The organism is Plantactinospora sp. KLBMP9567, assembly GCF_033446045.1.
GTDB lineage: Bacteria > Actinomycetota > Actinomycetes > Mycobacteriales > Micromonosporaceae > Plantactinospora.
The window spans coordinates 62,072-77,963 of the sequence record NZ_JAWQRR010000016.1 but is presented as its reverse complement, the minus strand read 5'-3'; the positions used below and the strand labels follow the sequence as shown (position 1 = coordinate 77,963).

Annotated in this window: 10 protein-coding genes and 2 pseudogenes; 6 read left to right on the top strand and 6 right to left on the bottom strand. The window is 72.9% G+C overall.

Features of this window, described 5'->3' with window-relative positions; genetic code table 11:
* The first annotated feature begins 23 nt into the window (after window positions 1–23).
* Window positions 24–1,436, top strand: a complete 1,413-nt coding sequence (locus tag R6Y94_RS11815; protein WP_318395868.1) for a M1 family metallopeptidase — start codon at window positions 24–26, stop codon at window positions 1,434–1,436.
* A 72-nt stretch (window positions 1,437–1,508) separates the two neighbouring features.
* On the opposite strand, the gene R6Y94_RS11810 is transcribed toward R6Y94_RS11815, so the two are convergent.
* Complete coding sequence (locus R6Y94_RS11810) at window positions 1,509–2,453, bottom strand: hypothetical protein (RefSeq protein WP_318395867.1); 945 nt, start codon at window positions 2,451–2,453, stop codon at window positions 1,509–1,511.
* A 261-nt stretch (window positions 2,454–2,714) separates the two neighbouring features.
* Window positions 2,715–3,809: an LCP family protein gene (locus R6Y94_RS11805; RefSeq protein WP_412102753.1), complete on the bottom strand. Its 1,095-nt coding sequence runs from the start codon at window positions 3,807–3,809 to the stop codon at window positions 2,715–2,717.
* 247 nt (window positions 3,810–4,056) lie between these two features.
* Here R6Y94_RS11805 and R6Y94_RS11800 point away from each other — a divergent pair, with 247 nt between their 5' ends.
* The gene (locus R6Y94_RS11800) at window positions 4,057–5,847 is read left to right on the top strand and encodes a GMC family oxidoreductase (RefSeq protein ID WP_318395865.1); all 1,791 of its coding nucleotides are present in this window, start codon (window positions 4,057–4,059) and stop codon (window positions 5,845–5,847) included.
* Between the two features lie 195 nt (window positions 5,848–6,042).
* Window positions 6,043–7,596 (top strand): glutamine-hydrolyzing GMP synthase, encoded by a 1,554-nt coding sequence (guaA, locus tag R6Y94_RS11795; RefSeq protein WP_318395864.1) that lies wholly within the window; start codon window positions 6,043–6,045, stop codon window positions 7,594–7,596.
* Between the two features lie 274 nt (window positions 7,597–7,870).
* Here guaA and R6Y94_RS11790 read toward each other — a convergent pair.
* Window positions 7,871–8,182 (bottom strand): annotated as a pseudogene (locus R6Y94_RS11790) (PspC domain-containing protein); the annotation flags it as partial.
* Window positions 8,183–8,347: 165 nt separating this feature from the next.
* On the opposite strand from R6Y94_RS11790, the gene R6Y94_RS11785 reads away from it, so the two are divergent.
* From R6Y94_RS11785 to R6Y94_RS11775, 3 genes are all read left to right on the top strand, one after another.
* Entirely contained in the window at window positions 8,348–9,295 is a 948-nt protein-coding gene (locus R6Y94_RS11785) for an NUDIX domain-containing protein (protein ID WP_318395863.1), read from the top strand.
* A 204-nt stretch (window positions 9,296–9,499) separates the two neighbouring features.
* Window positions 9,500–10,408 carry an NUDIX hydrolase gene (locus tag R6Y94_RS11780; RefSeq protein ID WP_318395862.1) on the top strand — a complete coding sequence of 303 codons (909 nt, stop codon included), beginning with the start codon at window positions 9,500–9,502 and terminating at the stop codon, window positions 10,406–10,408.
* Between the two features lie 408 nt (window positions 10,409–10,816).
* Complete coding sequence (locus R6Y94_RS11775) at window positions 10,817–11,752, top strand: CDP-alcohol phosphatidyltransferase family protein (protein ID WP_318396090.1); 936 nt, start codon at window positions 10,817–10,819, stop codon at window positions 11,750–11,752.
* A gap of 202 nt (window positions 11,753–11,954) precedes the next feature.
* Here the strand turns inward: R6Y94_RS11775 and R6Y94_RS11770 are convergent, their stop codons facing one another.
* The 3 genes and pseudogenes from R6Y94_RS11770 to R6Y94_RS11760 all read right to left on the bottom strand — a co-directional run bounded on the left by R6Y94_RS11770 (window position 11,955) and on the right by R6Y94_RS11760 (window position 15,796).
* Entirely contained in the window at window positions 11,955–13,208 is a 1,254-nt protein-coding gene (locus R6Y94_RS11770) for a phosphatidylserine decarboxylase (protein ID WP_318395861.1), read from the bottom strand.
* 711 nt (window positions 13,209–13,919) lie between these two features.
* Window positions 13,920–14,171, bottom strand: a pseudogene (locus tag R6Y94_RS11765) (hypothetical protein); the annotation flags it as partial.
* The gene (locus R6Y94_RS11760) at window positions 14,168–15,796 is read right to left on the bottom strand and encodes a PspC domain-containing protein (RefSeq protein ID WP_318395860.1); all 1,629 of its coding nucleotides are present in this window, start codon (window positions 15,794–15,796) and stop codon (window positions 14,168–14,170) included. The gene R6Y94_RS11760 and the pseudogene R6Y94_RS11765, both read right to left, overlap by 4 nt.
* Window positions 15,797–15,892: the final 96 nt, after the last annotated feature.

Genomic DNA, 15,892 nt, shown 5'->3' with positions numbered 1-15,892 from the left:
CGCCACCGTCAGCCGGAGGCGTGATGATCAGGGCGGGGCGGCCGGTGCTGGCCGGCGTACTGGTGGTGCTGCTGGTGGTGCTCTCGCCGGGCGGCTGCACCGGTGGCCGGGACGAGCAGACCGGGGGGTTCCGGCCCGGGGCGCGCGGGGTGGGCGACCCGTACTTCCCGACCTACGGCAACGGCGGCTACGACGTCGCCAGCTACCGCCTGCAGGTCAGGTACGACCCGGCGACCGACGAGCTGACCGGTGACGCCACCATCGAGGCGACCGCCACCCAGGACCTGTCCCGGTTCAACCTCGACCTGGCCGGGCTGACCGTCTCGTCGGTACAGGTCGACGGCGCCGACGCCACGCACGCCCGGACCGAGGACGAACTGGTGGTCACCCCGGCCACCGGCCTCGGCAAGGGCAGGCGGTTCGGGGTACGGGTGCGCTACTCCGGCAAGCCGGCCCCGGTCACCACCCCGGACCTGGGCAGTGGCGGAATGCTGCACACCTCGGACGGTGCGATCGCGCTCGGCCAGCCGGAGTCGGCGAGCACCTGGTTCCCGGTCAACGACCACCCGCTGGACAAGGCGACGTACCAGATCGAGGCGACCGTGCCGGAGGGGCTGGCGGCGCTGAGCAACGGGACCCCGGGCGGCAGCAGCACCGACGCCGGCTGGACCACCTGGCGCTGGGCGGAGCGGTCCCCGATGGCCAGTTACCTGGTCACGCTGGTGATCGGGAAATACCGGGTCAGCACCGGCACGCATGCCGGCAAGCCACTGGTCACCGCGATCGCGGCGAGCCTGCCGGCGGGCGGGCCGGCAGAGCGGTCGCTGGCCCGTACCGGTGAGATCGCCGACTTCCTGGCCACCCGGTTCGGCCCGTACCCGTTCGAGGCGTACGGCGGGATCGCGCTCGCCGACGGCCGGATCGGGTACGCCCTGGAGACCCAGTCCCGCCCGGTGTACGGCCCGGCGTTCTTCGCCACCGGCCCGAACCTGGAGGTGGTGGCGCACGAGTTGGCCCACCAGTGGTTCGGGGACAGCGTCTCGATCCGGCGCTGGAGCGACCTCTGGCTCAACGAGGGCTTCGCCAGCTACGCCGAGTGGCTCTGGACCGAGCACGACGGCGGGCCGAGCGCGCAGACCATGTTCGAGCAGGAGTACGCCGCCACCGACTGGGCGGAGCCGGCACTGGACCCGGGTCGCTCGGGAATCTTCAGCCGGGCGGTCTACAAGCGCGGGGCGCTGGCCGTGCACGCGCTGCGGCGTACGGTCGGCGACGAGACGTTCTTCCGGATCCTGAAGACCTGGACGGCGGAGAAGCGCGACGGCAACGCCAGCACCGCCGACCTGGTCAGTCTCGCCGAGCGGATCTCCGGGAGGCCGTTGCAGCCGCTCTTCGACGCCTGGCTGACTGGCACCACGCCGCCGCCCATGCCCTGACCGGCCGGTCGGGACCCGCTGCGGCTCGATCGCCGAGCCACAGCGGGTCCCGACCGTCGCGTGCGCTCTGCGCTAGGCAGCGACGTAGCCGTTGAACACGTGGACCCCGTCGAAGGAGCCGTCCGCGTTCGCCCGGTTGGTGTTGAAGTACAGCTTGCCGTCGCTGATTCCCACGCCCTCGATCTCGAACAGGTTCGAGTATTTCGAGGACGTGATCCGGAAGGAGAGGTCGGTGGCCGCCGGGGCGGTACCGGTCGTCGTCGGCGACACGTTCCGGTAGACGAGCACGATGCTGCGGTTCTCCTTGGTCAGCGGGTAGTAGAGAACCCGCTTGGGCGCGTCGTAGAAGAACCCCTGGTTGGTGAAGGTCGTCAGGTCCGGCACCGGGGCGCCGTTGACGAGGGCGCCCTCGACCTGGAGGGCGAACGCCCTGGTCAGCTCGATTGTCCCGGAGGAGGCGCGCAGCGGGAGAGTGCCGTTGTAGATCGTCCTGCCACTCTTGAACATGAACGCGATCGCGGTGCTGGTGACCGAGACGCGGTTGATCCCGGACGGCGTCGCCACGGCCCCGTCGAGACGCAGCTGGTACGACCCGGCGTGGTAGTAGGTGGTGCCCTCGTAGCGGAGCTTCACGAGCTGCGGGCCGTCCGCCTTCATGGTGACGACGAACAGGTGGTGCTGGCCGTCGATGTCGACGATGGTCATGTCGTTCCCGTGCCCGAGCCAGGGATTGGTCGACGTGTTGTTCGTGCCGTTCGTCATCAGCACTCGCGCACCGGTGGTCTTGTGGACACGATAGATGACCGAGACGTCGTCGTAATTGGTGCGGTTCTTGATCGAGTAGAGGTAGGTGGCCCCGGCGGCAAAGCCCTGTACTCCGGTACAGCAGCTCGTATTGGGCGTGCTGGCTATGTCGCTGTACGTGTTGTAATAGGCGGCTTGAGCTGCACTTCCGGACAGCAGCAGGAAACTAAGAACCACCGCGACCAAAATCGTCAGTCGATTACCGAATCGCATGTGTCCTCCCCGAATTTTGACGACCTGAGGCCGGGTGCCTCAGCGGTCGCCGAGCGCAGGCTATTGCCGGACGGTAGGGCGGTCAAGGCGACGACGAGACCACCGAAGTGCCTGCGAAGCGCTATCCGTGCCGCAGGTAGGGATGCCAGCGAAACGGTCGCGCCACGCGGTGGCGATGTACCGGGGCTGCACCAACACCGCGCACAGGCGCTGAACTCGTCCGGGCCCGCCACCAACCCCGTGGTGTCTCACCAGGGCTGGTCAGTTCTTCACCACCAGTTTCGGGTTGGCCGCCAGGTAGGCGTCGGCCCGACCGGCCCGCAACTCGGCGATGAACCTGCGGCCCACCGAGGTGAGCTGCTCACCTCGGTAGCCACTGCCCCGGCCGACCCCGCTGCCGGGCAGCGCCACCAGGGTCATCGCCGCGGGGCGGAGCTGGCTGAGCGCGTGCCCGAAGTCGACGATGTCGGAGTCGCTGCCGCTGGTGAAGGTCAGCGCGTCGCCGAGCGAGCGGACCACCTGGCGTACCCGGTCGGGGTCCCGGGCCAGGTCCTGGCTGAGGATTTTCGTCAGCATCGCCTTGATGAGCTGCTGCTGGTGCCGCTGCCGGGTGTACGCACCACCGGCCGTGTAGCGCTGCCGGGCGTAGTCCAGCGCCTGCCAGCCGGTCAGCGTCCGGCGGCCCTTCTCGTAGACCATCTGCGGCCCGACGTAGCCGCCGCCACGCAGCGCGCGATGGGTGCCGTCCGGTTCCCGGTGCTGCGAGACCACCCGCTGGTCGACGTAGAGCTGCACCCCGCCGAGGGCGTCGACCAGGTTGTCGAAGCCGCCGAAGGTGAGCACCGCGCCCGCGTCGAACCGCTTGATTCCGGTGTAGGCGCTCACCGTCGCCGAGAGCAGTTGGAAGCCCTGCGCGGTGCTCGGGCGCTTGTTCTTACCGGGTACCCGGCTGCCGTAGCTCATCGCGTGGGTCAGTTTGGTGCGGTCGCCGGGGAAGTTCGCCTTGGGAAAGCGGGGGATGTCGACCACCAGGTCGCGGGGGAGCGCGAACAGGTATGCCCGGTCGAGGTCCTTCGTGACGTGCAGGATCAGTACCGCGTCGGCGTGCGGCTCCCAGTCCGGCTCGCTGACCCGGGTGTCGACGCCGACCAGCAGCAGGTTGAGTGGTCCCCTGATGTCGGCACCGGGCTCCGGGGTCGGGCTCGGGGTGGGTGACGGCGCCACACTGGTCGGCGCCGGGGTGCTGGGCCGGGCCGCCGGCGCCGGATCGGAGCCGCTGCCCCAGAAGCGGTCGGCCGCGTACGCCGTACCGGCCAGCAGCACCGCCACCGCGACGATCGCGGCGAGCCAGACGATCCGCCGCCGCTTCGGCCCGCCACCGTCGCCGGGTGCCGGCCCGCCGTCGTCTCCGGGTACACCGCCAGTGTTTGCCCCGTGATCTGCCACCCGTTCACATCCCCTCGGCCGTACGGTCTGCCAGGACCGGCCGTTACTTCAGACGCATCGTCGGCCCGCCGACGTTGCACCGCCGGAAGCGCGGCAGCAGGAATCTTGGCGCAGCTCCGGCCTGGTGCGGTAGCTACCGCTCGGTAATGATGCTCAGATGGGGCAAACCACCGGCACCAATCCCACCGCCGGCACCGGCTCGCCCGTCGACCCCGCCCCCGCTGTCGATGTCGTCGTCATCGGATCCGGCTTCGGCGGCAGTGTGGCGGCGCTACGCCTGGCGGAGAAGGGCTACTCGGTCCTCGTCCTGGAGGCGGGGCGCCGCTTCGCCGACCACGAGTTGCCGGAAACCTCCTGGCGGATCCGCCGGTTCCTCTGGGCACCCGCGCTGCGCTGCTACGGCATCCAACGGATCACCCTGCTCCGCTCCGCCGGTCGTCGCGCATCCGGGGCACGCAGCGGCGGCACGGCCCCGGCGAAGGTGCTGGTGCTCTCCGGCGCCGGCGTCGGCGGCGGCTCCCTGGTCTACGCAAACACGCTCTACGAGCCGCTGCCCGCGTTCTACGCCGATCCACAGTGGCGGGACGTCACCGACTGGCGTGCCGAACTCGCCCCCCACTACGACCAGGCGAAACGGATGCTCGGCGTCACGACGTACCCGAAGGAGACCTCGGCGGACCGGGCGATGCGGGCGGTGGCCGACCGGATGGGGGTCGGGCACACCTTCCACGCCACCCCGGTCGGGGTCTACCTGGGCCGGCCGGGGGAGCGGACCGCCGACCCCTACTTCGGCGGGGTCGGTCCGGAGCGGACCGGCTGCCTGCACTGCGGCGCCTGCATGACCGGCTGCCGGCACGGCGCCAAGAACAGTCTGGTCAAGAACTACCTCTGGCTGGCCGAGCGGCTCGGCGCCGAGGTGCGCCCGCTGACCACGGTGACCGCGGTCCGGCCGGCGCCGTCGGGCACCGGCTACGAGATCGAGACGGTACGCACCGGAGCCTGGCCGATCCGGCACCGCCAACGGATCCGGGCCGGCCAGGTGGTCTTCGCGGCCGGCGCGCTGCAGACCCAGCGCCTGCTGCACCGGATGCGCGCCGCCGGGGCGCTGCCGCACCTCTCGCCCCGGCTCGGCGCGCTGACCCGGACCAACTCGGAGGCGATCCTCGGCGCCACCGTGCCGCTGCGGGCGGCCCGGCGGGCTGGCGTCGACTTCACCGACGGCGTGGCGATCACCAGCTCCTTCCACCCCGACCCGGCGACCCACGTCGAGCCGGTCCGGTACGGCCACGGCGCCAACCTGATGGGACTGCTCCAGTCGGCCCTGGTCGACGGCGGCCCGCGCCGGATCCGGCGCTGGCTCGGCATCCTGGCCCGGCGACCGCAGACCTACCTGCCGCTGCTCTCGGTCCGGGACTGGTCCCGGCGCACCGTGATCGCACTGGTCATGCAGTCGCTCGACAACTCGCTGACCGTGCACTACCACCGTGGCCGGCTCGGCCGGCGACGGCTGGCCACCGCTGCCGGGCACGGCGCCGGCAACCCCACCTGGATCCCGGCCGGCAACCGGGCCGCCCGGCTGCTCGCCGAGCAGATCGGCGGCATCCCCGGCGGATCGGTGACCGAGCCGTTCGACATGCCGGTCACCGCGCACCTGCTCGGCGGGGCGGTGATCGGGTCGACCGCCGCCGACGGGGTGGTCGACCCGTACCACCGGGTCTTCGGGCATCCGGGACTGCACGTGGTGGACGGGGCGGCCGTCTCGGCCAACCTCGGGGTGAACCCGTCGCTGACCATCGCCGCCCAGGCGGAGCGGGCTATCTCGTACTGGCCCAACCGGGGTGACCCGGACCCCCGACCCCAGCTCGGCACGGCGTACACCCGGATCCCGCCGGTCCGGCCGCGCCGCCCGGCGGTCCCGCCGGACGCCCCGGCCGCACTGCGCTGGTGATCGTCTGGGTCGGCGTCCGTCCTGCGCGGGGTGGGGGGTCGGGGCCGGATCACCCGCTCTGGGAGGTCAGGCTTGATCCCGACGCGGGCGATCCGGCCCCGAACCCGGCCTGGTCGCTCTGGTCGGCAGGTCGCGCTGGTCGGCCGAGGGCGGCGGTTTCCGGGTCGGTGGCCGTGCTGGGTAGGCTTCGTACACATGAACACGCCGCGCCCGGTCCTGGTGGTGGACTTCGGAGCCCAGTACGCCCAGCTCATCGCCCGCCGTGTCCGGGAGGCCCGGGTCTACTCGGAGATCGTCCCGCACTCGATGCCGGTGGCCGAGATGCTGGCCAGGGATCCGGCCGCGATCATCCTCTCCGGCGGCCCGGCCAGCGTCTACGCGCCCGGCGCTCCGCAGGTCGACCCGAAGCTCTTCGACACCGGCGTGCCGGTCTTCGGCATCTGCTACGGCTTCCAGGCGATGGCCCGGGCACTCGGCGGCACGGTGGCACACACCGGCGGCCGGGAGTACGGCGGCACCACCCTGCGGGCCCGGCCCGACGCGACCGCCCTGCTCCGGGACCTTCCGACCGAGCTGTCCGTGTGGATGAGCCACGGTGACTGTGTGACGGAGGCGCCAGCCGGGTTCACCGTGACCGCCGAGTCCCCCGGGGCACCGGTGGCGGCCTTCGAGGACCTCGCCGGTCGTCGGGTCGGCACCCAGTTCCACCCCGAGGTGGGGCACACCGAGCACGGCCAGCGGATGCTGGAGCGCTTCCTCTACGACGTGGCCGGGATCGCACCGACCTGGACCTCGGAGAACATCATCTCCGACCAGATCGCCGAGATCCGCTCCCGGGTCGGCGACAAGGAGGTCATCTGCGCCCTCTCCGGCGGGGTCGACTCGGCGGTGGCCGCCGCGCTGGTGCACCGGGCCGTCGGCGACCAGCTCACCTGCGTCTTCGTCGACCACGGCCTGCTCCGGGCCGGCGAGGCGGAGCAGGTGGAGAAGGACTACGTCGCAGCCACCGGGATCAAGCTCAAGGTGGTCGACGCGGCCGACCGGTTCCTCGGTGCGCTGACCGGGGTGACCGACCCGGAGCAGAAGCGCAAGATCATCGGTCGGGAGTTCATCCGGGTCTTCGAGGCGGCGGCTCGGCAGGTGGCCGCCAGTGGCGACGTCGAGTTCCTGGTGCAGGGCACCCTCTACCCCGACGTGGTGGAGTCCGGCGGCGGTTCCGGCACCGCCAACATCAAGTCGCATCACAACGTCGGCGGTCTGCCGGAGGATCTGAAGTTCTCGCTGGTCGAGCCGCTGCGCACGCTCTTCAAGGACGAGGTACGCCAGCTCGGCCTGGCGCTGGGGCTGCCCGAGGCGATGGTCTGGCGGCACCCGTTCCCCGGCCCGGGGCTGGCGATCCGGATCATCGGGGCGGTGGACCGGCAGCGGCTCGACCTGCTCCGGGCGGCGGATCTGATCGCCCGGGAGGAACTCACCGCCGCCGGCCTCGACCGGGACGTCTGGCAGTTCCCGGTGGTGCTGCTCGCCGACGTACGCAGCGTCGGGGTGCAGGGAGACGGACGCAGTTACGGGCACCCGGTGGTGCTCCGGCCGGTGTCGAGTTCCGACGCCATGACGGCGGACTGGTCCCGCCTGCCGTACGACGTCATCGCCCGGATCTCCACCCGGATCACCAACGAGGTCGCCGAGGTCAACCGGGTGGTGCTCGACGTGACGAGCAAGCCGCCGGGCACCATCGAGTGGGAGTGACCCCGATTCACCCCGGATAGCGCGGGTTCGGCGGAGTGTCGCCGAACGCCTCGGTCGGCCCGTCCACGCCGGTCTGTCCGCCCGGAGCGGTTCCGTCCCCTTCCGGCTGCCCGGCCGTGGCCGTCGAGCCACTGGTGGGAGCCACTGGGGCGGTCACGTCCGTCTCCTGCTGCCGTCCGAACCCGGGCGCCTGTCCGAACCCGGGCGCCGGGCTGCTGGCCCGAGCGGGCGCGGCGCCGGTCGGTGCGGGGGGAGCCGCCGGGGTGGCGGGCGGACCTGCCGGCGGCGCCGGAGCCGTGGGCGTGCGGCCTGGCCAGCTCGGCGGCCAGACCGGGCCGGTGCCCGGCGGGTGCGGCCAGGCGGGTGCGTCGGCCGGCTCCTCCGGCATCAGGAACCAGAGCACCGGGTACGCCAGCAGGCCGAGCCCGCCGGTCAAGACCGCGATCACGGCGAAGACCACCCGGACCAGGGTCGGGTCGACGTTGAAGTACCGGCCGAGTCCGCTGGCCACGCCGGCGACCATCCGGTCGGTGGTCGGCCGACGGAGCTGCTTGTACGGAGGCTGGGTGAGCGGTATCTGCGTCATGGTTCCACGCTCCGCCCGTACGGCCGCCGCGTCCTCGGTGACCGCCCGGATAGCGACCCTGACCCTCCCCTGACCGGTGGCACCGGCGGCCCACGGCCGGGCCAACTGTCAGGAATCCGACTCTTTTTGTGGCCGGGTCGGGCGGTCAAGGGAGAATTTGGTCCTGTGACCCCCGCGCTGGAACCGATCCGCAAGATCGCCGCGTACGCGATTTGCACCGCTTCAACCGACCGCGTGCTCCTGGTCCGGGCCTCCTCCCGGTCCGGAACGCCCGGTGTCTGGTCGCTGCCCGGCGGTGCCGTCGACCACGGCGAGGACCCGAACCACACGGTGGTACGCGAGACCGCCGCCGAGACCGGCCTCTCCGTCTCGGTCGTCGGCCTGCGGGACGTCCTCGCCGACATGAGATCGTTGCCGCACCGTGGCGTCACGATCCACACCGACCGCCTGCTCTACCAGGTCTCCGTTCGCGGTGGCACGCTCTGCGACCGGGTCGGCCAGCCGACCGACCTGGCCCGCTGGCACACCCTGGAAGAGGCGGGGAAGCTGCTGCTGCGGCCGTTCACCGCGCGTGCCCTCGGCCTGCCCAGCGGGCCGATCGACCTGCGGCCGGAGGAGGCGCCGGAGTTCCCGTCCTTCCACGCCGTACCCGGGCCGGACGGGCTGCACCGGGCCCAGCGCTTCGCGGCGTACGCGGTGGCCACCGATCCGGACGGCCGGGTGCTGCTGACCCGGGTTGCCGACGGCTATCCCGGGGCGGGCTGCTGGCACCTGCCCGGCGGGGGCACCGACTACGGCGAGCAGCCGGGTGCGGCACTGATCCGGGAACTGGTCGAGGAGACCGGGCAGTGCGGCCGGCTGGTCGAGCTGATCGGGGTGGCGAGCCACCGGGACGCCGCCTCGCTCGGCCCCGAGGGCTATCCGATCGACTGGCACGGCGTACGCGCCTTCTACCGGGTGGTCGTCGACTCGCCCGCCCCGCCGACCGTCGGTGACGTCGGCGGCTCCACCTCGGAGGCCCGCTGGTTCGGCCGGGACGAGTTGGAGGCGCTGCCGGTGGACCGGCTGACCGAGGTGACCGCCGAGGCCGTACAGGCGGCCCGGCTGGGCTGACCATCGTCCGATTCCCGACCCGACCCGCCTGCGGCCGCCCGATTCCGCCCTACCCGCCGGTGGCCGCCCGATTCCCGACCCCTCCCGTGCGCTGGCGGCTGTCCCGGCACTCGATTTCCGACCGGCACTCGATTCCCGACCCGCCCGGGTGGGCTGCCTTCCCGACCGGCATGATCGATGCGGCGCGGGCGAAGGGGGACGGCGGTGCGACGGCGACGGCGGATCGGGGCGTACGGGCTGTGTCGGGACGGCGAGCGGGTGCTGCTCGCCCGGGGATCCGCGATCTCACACTTTCCCGGCGTCTGGCAACTACCCGGCGGCGGCGTCGAGCACGGGGAGCACCCGAGAGCGGCGGTGCACCGCGAGTTCGTCGAGGAAACCGGGCTGACCGTCACCGTGACCGGGCTGCGGGTGGTGCTCGCCGACGTGATCCGGCTGGCCGGCGTCAACGGGCCGGTGGCCGAGCACACCGACCGGATCGTCTATGAGGTCGTACCGGCCGGCGGCACGCTGCGTGCCGAGGTGGGCGGCGGCACCGACCAGGTCGCCTGGGTCGCCCCGGACGACCTGGCCGGGCTGGTCCTGATGCCGTTCACCGCCGAGTTGCTCGGCTGCCCGGCGGACCCGCTGCCCGAGGGCGCCGGACTCGCCTCGGACGGCGCCGAGCGCCCGGCACCGGTCGACCGGTATCAGCGTTTCGCGGCGTACGGGCTGGCCACCGATCCTGCCGGCCGGATCCTGCTGACCCGGATCGCGGCCGGGTTCCCCGGTGCCGGCCGGTGGCACCTGCCCGGCGGCGGTACCGACCACGGCGAGCAGCCGGTGAGCGCGCTCCTGCGGGAACTGGTCGAGGAGACCGGACAGCTCGGCCGGGTGACCGGGCTGCTGCACGTGTCGCACCGGCACAACACCGCCGAGTTCGGCCCCGAGGGCCGGCCGCTGGACTGGCACGGAGTCCGGGTGATCTACCGGGTCGAGGTTGCGGCGCCCACCGAGGCGAGGGTGACCGAGGCGGCGGGCGGCTCGACCGCGACCGCCGGCTGGTTCTCCCGGGCCGAGGTGGCGGAGCTGCCGCGTACCGAGGTGGTGGACGCCGCGTTGTCCCTGATGTAGGGCGGGGCTGCCGGTGCGGGGCCGTCGATGGGTTGGTCAGCCGGGTCGGGAACGCGAGAATCTCTCCCGAAACGATGGGTGTGACTGGTTCGGTTAGAGTTGCAGGCGGGCCCGACAGCATGCCGTCACGGGGGTAGCGTCCCGTGATGGGGAGGTCTGAGTGCCTCGGGCGGTTTGGGAGGAATACCCCTCAGACAGCTATCGCCAATCCCTGCTGTCTGTGCGATGGTGTAGGCCGCAATTGGTTGCCGGCCAAGGAGTCCCGGCGCCCGATGGCGCTTGGGCGGGTGCCGCCACGGTGGCGGACAAAGTTGACCCGGTGATGGAGGAAACGTGCCGAGAGCCCCATGGCGTCGGCGTCGTACGTCGGACAGCCCGCGCCCGGCAGGGCGTCGCTGGGCGGGGCGGCTGCGCCGCAGCGGCACATTCGCCCGGCAGGTGCTGCTGGTCCGGGTGGGACGCCGGGAGCACGACCTGGCCGACGCCGGTCCCAGCACCCTCGGGCGGCCCGACCGCCGCTACACCGAGGACTCCGCCCCGCTCGACCCGTACGGCGTCGGCCGGCTGACCGCCGCCGAGATCGAGGCGGCCGTCCCGGTGAGTCCGGCCGTCGGCCCGGCCGACCCGGTCGACGCCCCCGGCCCGGCGATGGCGATCCCGCTGCTGCCCGGCGAGCGGACCATGGCGCGTCGGGTCAAGTTCGCCGTGGTCAACGCCTGCACCCTGGCCAGCCTGACGCTCGGGCTACTCGCCATCTTCCAGGCGATGCAGGGCGACGTGCGGGTCGCGGCGTACTGCCTGATCGCCTGTGTGGCGTTCGACGGCCTCGACGGGGCGCTGGCCCGCAAGATGGGCGTGGCCAGCCCGTTCGGTGCCCAGATGGACTCGCTGGCCGACATGTGCTCGTTCGGCCTGGCCGCCCCGGTGGTGGTCTACGCCTCGCTGGTGGGCTCGGTCTCGACCGCCGCCGCCGGGGTGGCCTGCGCGCTCGTCGCGGCCTGCGCGGCGATCCGGCTCGCCCGGTTCAACGTCTCGCCCAAGGACGGACGGTTCTTCTGCGGGGTGCCGACCACGATGGCGGCGGCGGTGCTCGCCCTGGCGGTGTTGATCGGGCTGCCGGTCTCCGGCGAGGTGCAGGCGGCTGGCGTGGGGCTGCTCGCCTTCGCCATGGTCTCCAGCTTCCCGTACGCCAAGCTGGCCCGCCTGATCAAGCTGCCGCCGTGGCTGTGGCTGGCCCCGGTGATCGGCGCTCTGATCGACATCCGGCTCACCTTCGCGATCCTGGTGGTCGGCTACCTGGTCAGCGGACCGCTGCTCTGGTGGCGCCAGCGTCGCACCGCCTGACCCGTAGCGGCCCGGCCGATCGCCCGGCCGCCGGGAAGTCCGGGCGCCGGGAAGTCCGGGCGGCGGCGGAACGCGGGAAGTCCTCGGAATTCGAACGTGCCGCAGCGTCACGACGGTGACCCTGCGGCACGGCCGTCTCCGGCAACACCGGAATCCGTCCGGCGCCTGGCCCGGCCGGGTATGGCCGGGCCCGCGCCTCCGGTCAGCGCCAGCGGGCGATCACGGAGGATCCGCCGATGACCCGTTCGCCCGGGCCGACCACCGGCTCGGCCGCGTCGGCCGGCAGGTAGACGTCGGTGCGCGACCCGAACCGGATCAGGCCGAACCGTTCGCCCCGGGCCAGCAGCGCGCCGATCGGCGCCCGCTGCACGATCCGCCGGGCGATCAGGCCGGTCCGCTGGGCCACCACCACCGTGCCGTGGTCGGTGTCGAGCACCGTGTACGCGGCGACGTTGTGCTCCGCGTCCGGTTTCATCGCGGCTGCGAAGCCACCGTCCGCGACGAAGTAGTCGACCACCTTGCCGGCCACCGGCGCGCGGTTGACGTGCACGTCCAGCACGGAGAGGAAGACCGCGACCCGGAGGAACTCGCCGTCGCCGAAGCGCTCGTCCCGGAGCCGCTGCACGGAGAGCACCTGACCGTCGGCGGCGGCGACCACGGCGGACTCGTCGTCCGGGATGTCCCGCTCCGGGTCCCGGAAGAACGCGGCCACCGGGCCGGCGGCCAGCGCGGGCACCAGCCAGAGCCGGGACTTCGGCCGGGTGACCCGGGTAAGCGCGGCGAACCCCAGCGCGATACCGGCGGCCGCAACCCCGTTGGAGTCGATGTGCATCCGGCGGGTCAGTGGAATGCTCGAAGTCCGGTAGGCGGGCGCCAACCGGGCCGCCACCGAGACCTCGGCCGGGGTGAACCGGAGCCGGTGCGCGCGGACCGGAGGCTGGTTGACCAGGACGAGGTCGGTGCCGACGCCGAACAGCGCGCTCTGCCGTTCGAGTTCGCCGACCGCGCCCGGGGCCCGGCCGGGCAGCGCGGGCACCAGCACGCTGAGTACCCCGCCGTCGGTCAGGTACTTGGCCAGCCCGTCCAGCGCGGTCCGGGTCTCCTCGGCGCTGCCAGTCAGCGGTTCGGCGACGATCACCACGTCCGCCGCCTCCGCCTCGGCCAGCGAGTCGGCGACCCGTACCCGCTGGGCGGTCCACTGCCCGAGGGCCGTGACATGGTCCCGGAGCTGGTCGGCGGCGAGCGCGTCCGCCGGTACCACGGTGAGCACGTCGCCGGGGAGCAGCGCGTCTACCACTGCGGCCAGTACGGACGAGTCGGTGGTGGCCCCGACCAGCAGGGTGGTCTTCGGACCGTGGTGCCGGGACATCTCCGTGGTGAGGACGCGGGCGGCGCGCTCGCCGACGCGGACCGGACGGCCTGGGCCGGTGGCGCGTACGGCGGGGGACTGGGTCATCTCGGGCGGGCTCCTCGCGAGGTCAGGACGGGCGGCTGCCGATAGCGGCGCAGGCTACGCGGTGGGGCGGTTTCCGGCCGCTGGTATGCCGACCGGCCGGCAGAGGCGCAAACCTCCGCCGGCCAGTTTAGGCACGGCCTGACCGAGTCGCACCGATCGTGCGGGTCGCTCGTCGCGTCACGCGGGTCGCTCGTCACGCCGGTCCGCCGGGATGGCATCCCCGGGTGGGTGTCCGGTCGGCCGGTCCGGCTCCATTCCGTCCGTGCCGCCGGTCGCCGGTGCGTCCGCAGCGACCGGTCCCGCCTCGCCGGCCCCGGCCGATCGGGCCTCGTCAGCCCCGGTGCCGGCCGGGTCGGCCGGGTCACCGGTCGGCTTCGGGAGCGCCTCGGTGTCCCGGTCGGACAGCTCGTCGGTGGATCGCGGCAGGGGCTCGACGGTCGCCCGGGGGAAGAGTTCGGCGGTGGGCCGCTCGAACGTCTCTCCAGCCGGCCGGTCGAATTCCGCCGTGCGGTACGGGTCGGCCTCCCCGGCCGGGTTCCGGTCGAACTGGTCGGTCGCGTCCCGGTCGAACCGCTCGATCGTGTCCGGGTCGAACCGCTCGGCCGGGTTCCCGTAGGACGGCCCGGGCTGGTCCCGGTCGAAGAGCGTGCCGAGGGGGACGTCGGCCGGCCCGGTGCCGGTGACGTCGGCGCCGGTCGGTGCGGCCTGGGATCCCGGAGCAGGCACGGCCGGGGATCCCGCAGCAGGTGCCGCCGGTGCCGCCGCCGGCCGCTGGCCGGACCGGTTGGCCCGGAGGGCGCCGACCAGGCCCAGCGTGCCGACTCCGATCAGGCCGCCGGCCACCAGCCAGCCGATGGCCGGCAGTGTGAGGTTCATGAGCTGCGTGAACAGCCACCAGGCGGCGACGCCGAGGAAGATCAGGGCGAACGTCAGCGACACCCCGTCGGTACGGTGCGCCTTCATCGAGTCACCTCCGCGGTGGCGGCGTTGACCGACAGGTCGAGCAGCAGCTTTCCGCCACCGGGGCCGTCCTCGCCGAGGTCGGTCACCTCCCGTTGGTTGCCGTCGAAGTTGCTGTACCTGCGGTCCAGGATCAGGGCGTCGCCCGCGTTCACGTCGAGTCGTACGGTCACGTCGACGGTGGGCGGCAGGATCACCTTCACTTCGCCGAGGTCGACGTCCACGCTCACCCGGGCGTCCCGGTCGGTGAAGTCGATCCGGGTCAGGTCGAGCGTGGCGTTGCCCAGCCGGGTCTCGTAGCGGTCGGCCATGACCTCGTAGCTGGCCGGTACCCAGAGCACGTCTTCCTCGCTGCGCAGCCGGGTGTAGGACTCGGCGACCGTGGAGATACCCAGGGCGCAGGCCGCGACCAGACCGAGGGCGATCAGCCAGCGGGCCCGGCCGAACCAGGCCCCGACCAGCAGCCCGACGGCGATGGTGACCAGGACGGCGGCGAAGTAGGTGGACGGCATGACCCGGATCGCGTTGGTCAGATCCAGGATCGCGACCACGCCGATTGCCACGAAGATCATCGAGAAGGTGGCGGCACCCAGTGGGGACCGTTCACGCGGCCGCTTCGGCTGCTTCGGCTTCTTCGGCGGTGGCGGCGGCGGAGCCGGCCGGGCGGCGTACGGGCCGTGCGGCGCGAACGGTGCCCGGTAGCCCCCCGTCATGGGCGGTCCGGGCGGTACGCCCGGATGCGGTCCGGTCGGTACGGCCACCGGTGGTGGGCTGGCCGGCCAGGCGGGGGCCGGCGGGGCCGGGGCGGCCATCGCGGGTCCGCCGGGGTAGCCCGGTGCGGCGGTCGGCTGCGGCGGGTACCAGCCCGGATGTCCGGGTGCGGCCGGCGGAGGCACCGGCTGGCCGGGTCCCGGGTACGGATAGCCGGTCGGCGGCGGGGGCCCGGCACCCGGTTGCCAGTACGGACCGGTCCGGTTCCGGTCCCGGTTGAGCAGCAGTGCGCCGCCGATCAGGACGGCCGCGCCGAGCAGTACGGCCCGGTAGGTGTCGGTCACGATGAAGCCGAACATCACCGCGGCGAGGATGCCGAGCACCAGCACGGTGACCGGGGACATGCTCGACCGGCCCCGGCCCAGCATCGACTCCACCGGCGAGGCGGTGTCGCCCTCGGACGGGATGATCAGCCAGGCGGCGAGGTATACCAGCAGGCCGATCCCGCCGAAGAAACCGAGTACGGCGAGGAGGACCCGCCAGAGGATCGGGTCGCTGTTGGTGGCCCGGCCGATCGCGGCGCAGACCCCGGCCAGGTAGCGCCCCTCGCTCGGCCGGACGAGTCCGTACCGGTAGGTGAAGCCGAACTCCGGTGGTGGTCCGCCGGCTCCGGGCGGTGGTGGTCCGCCGGGGCCGGGCGGCGGTCCGGGAGGCGGGGTCGCGCCGGGCGGCGGTGGCCAGCCCGTACCCGGTGGCGGTGCGTCCGGTGGCGGTGCGTCCGGTGGCGCGGCCCGCTCGGGGCCGGCGGCGGGGCCGGGCGTGCCGGGTGCCTCCGGGGTCGGGCCGGGGCTGTCCGCTCGGTCGGGGTCGCCCGCCGGACCGGGCGTTCCACGGGCGGCGGCAGCTTCGTCGGTCATGCTCCGATCCTCCGCCGTCGCAGGTCCGACCGGCCTCAGGCGACAACCCTGAGCCCACCCTGAGATATCCCGCGTGCGAAGTCCGGGGAGTCCCCA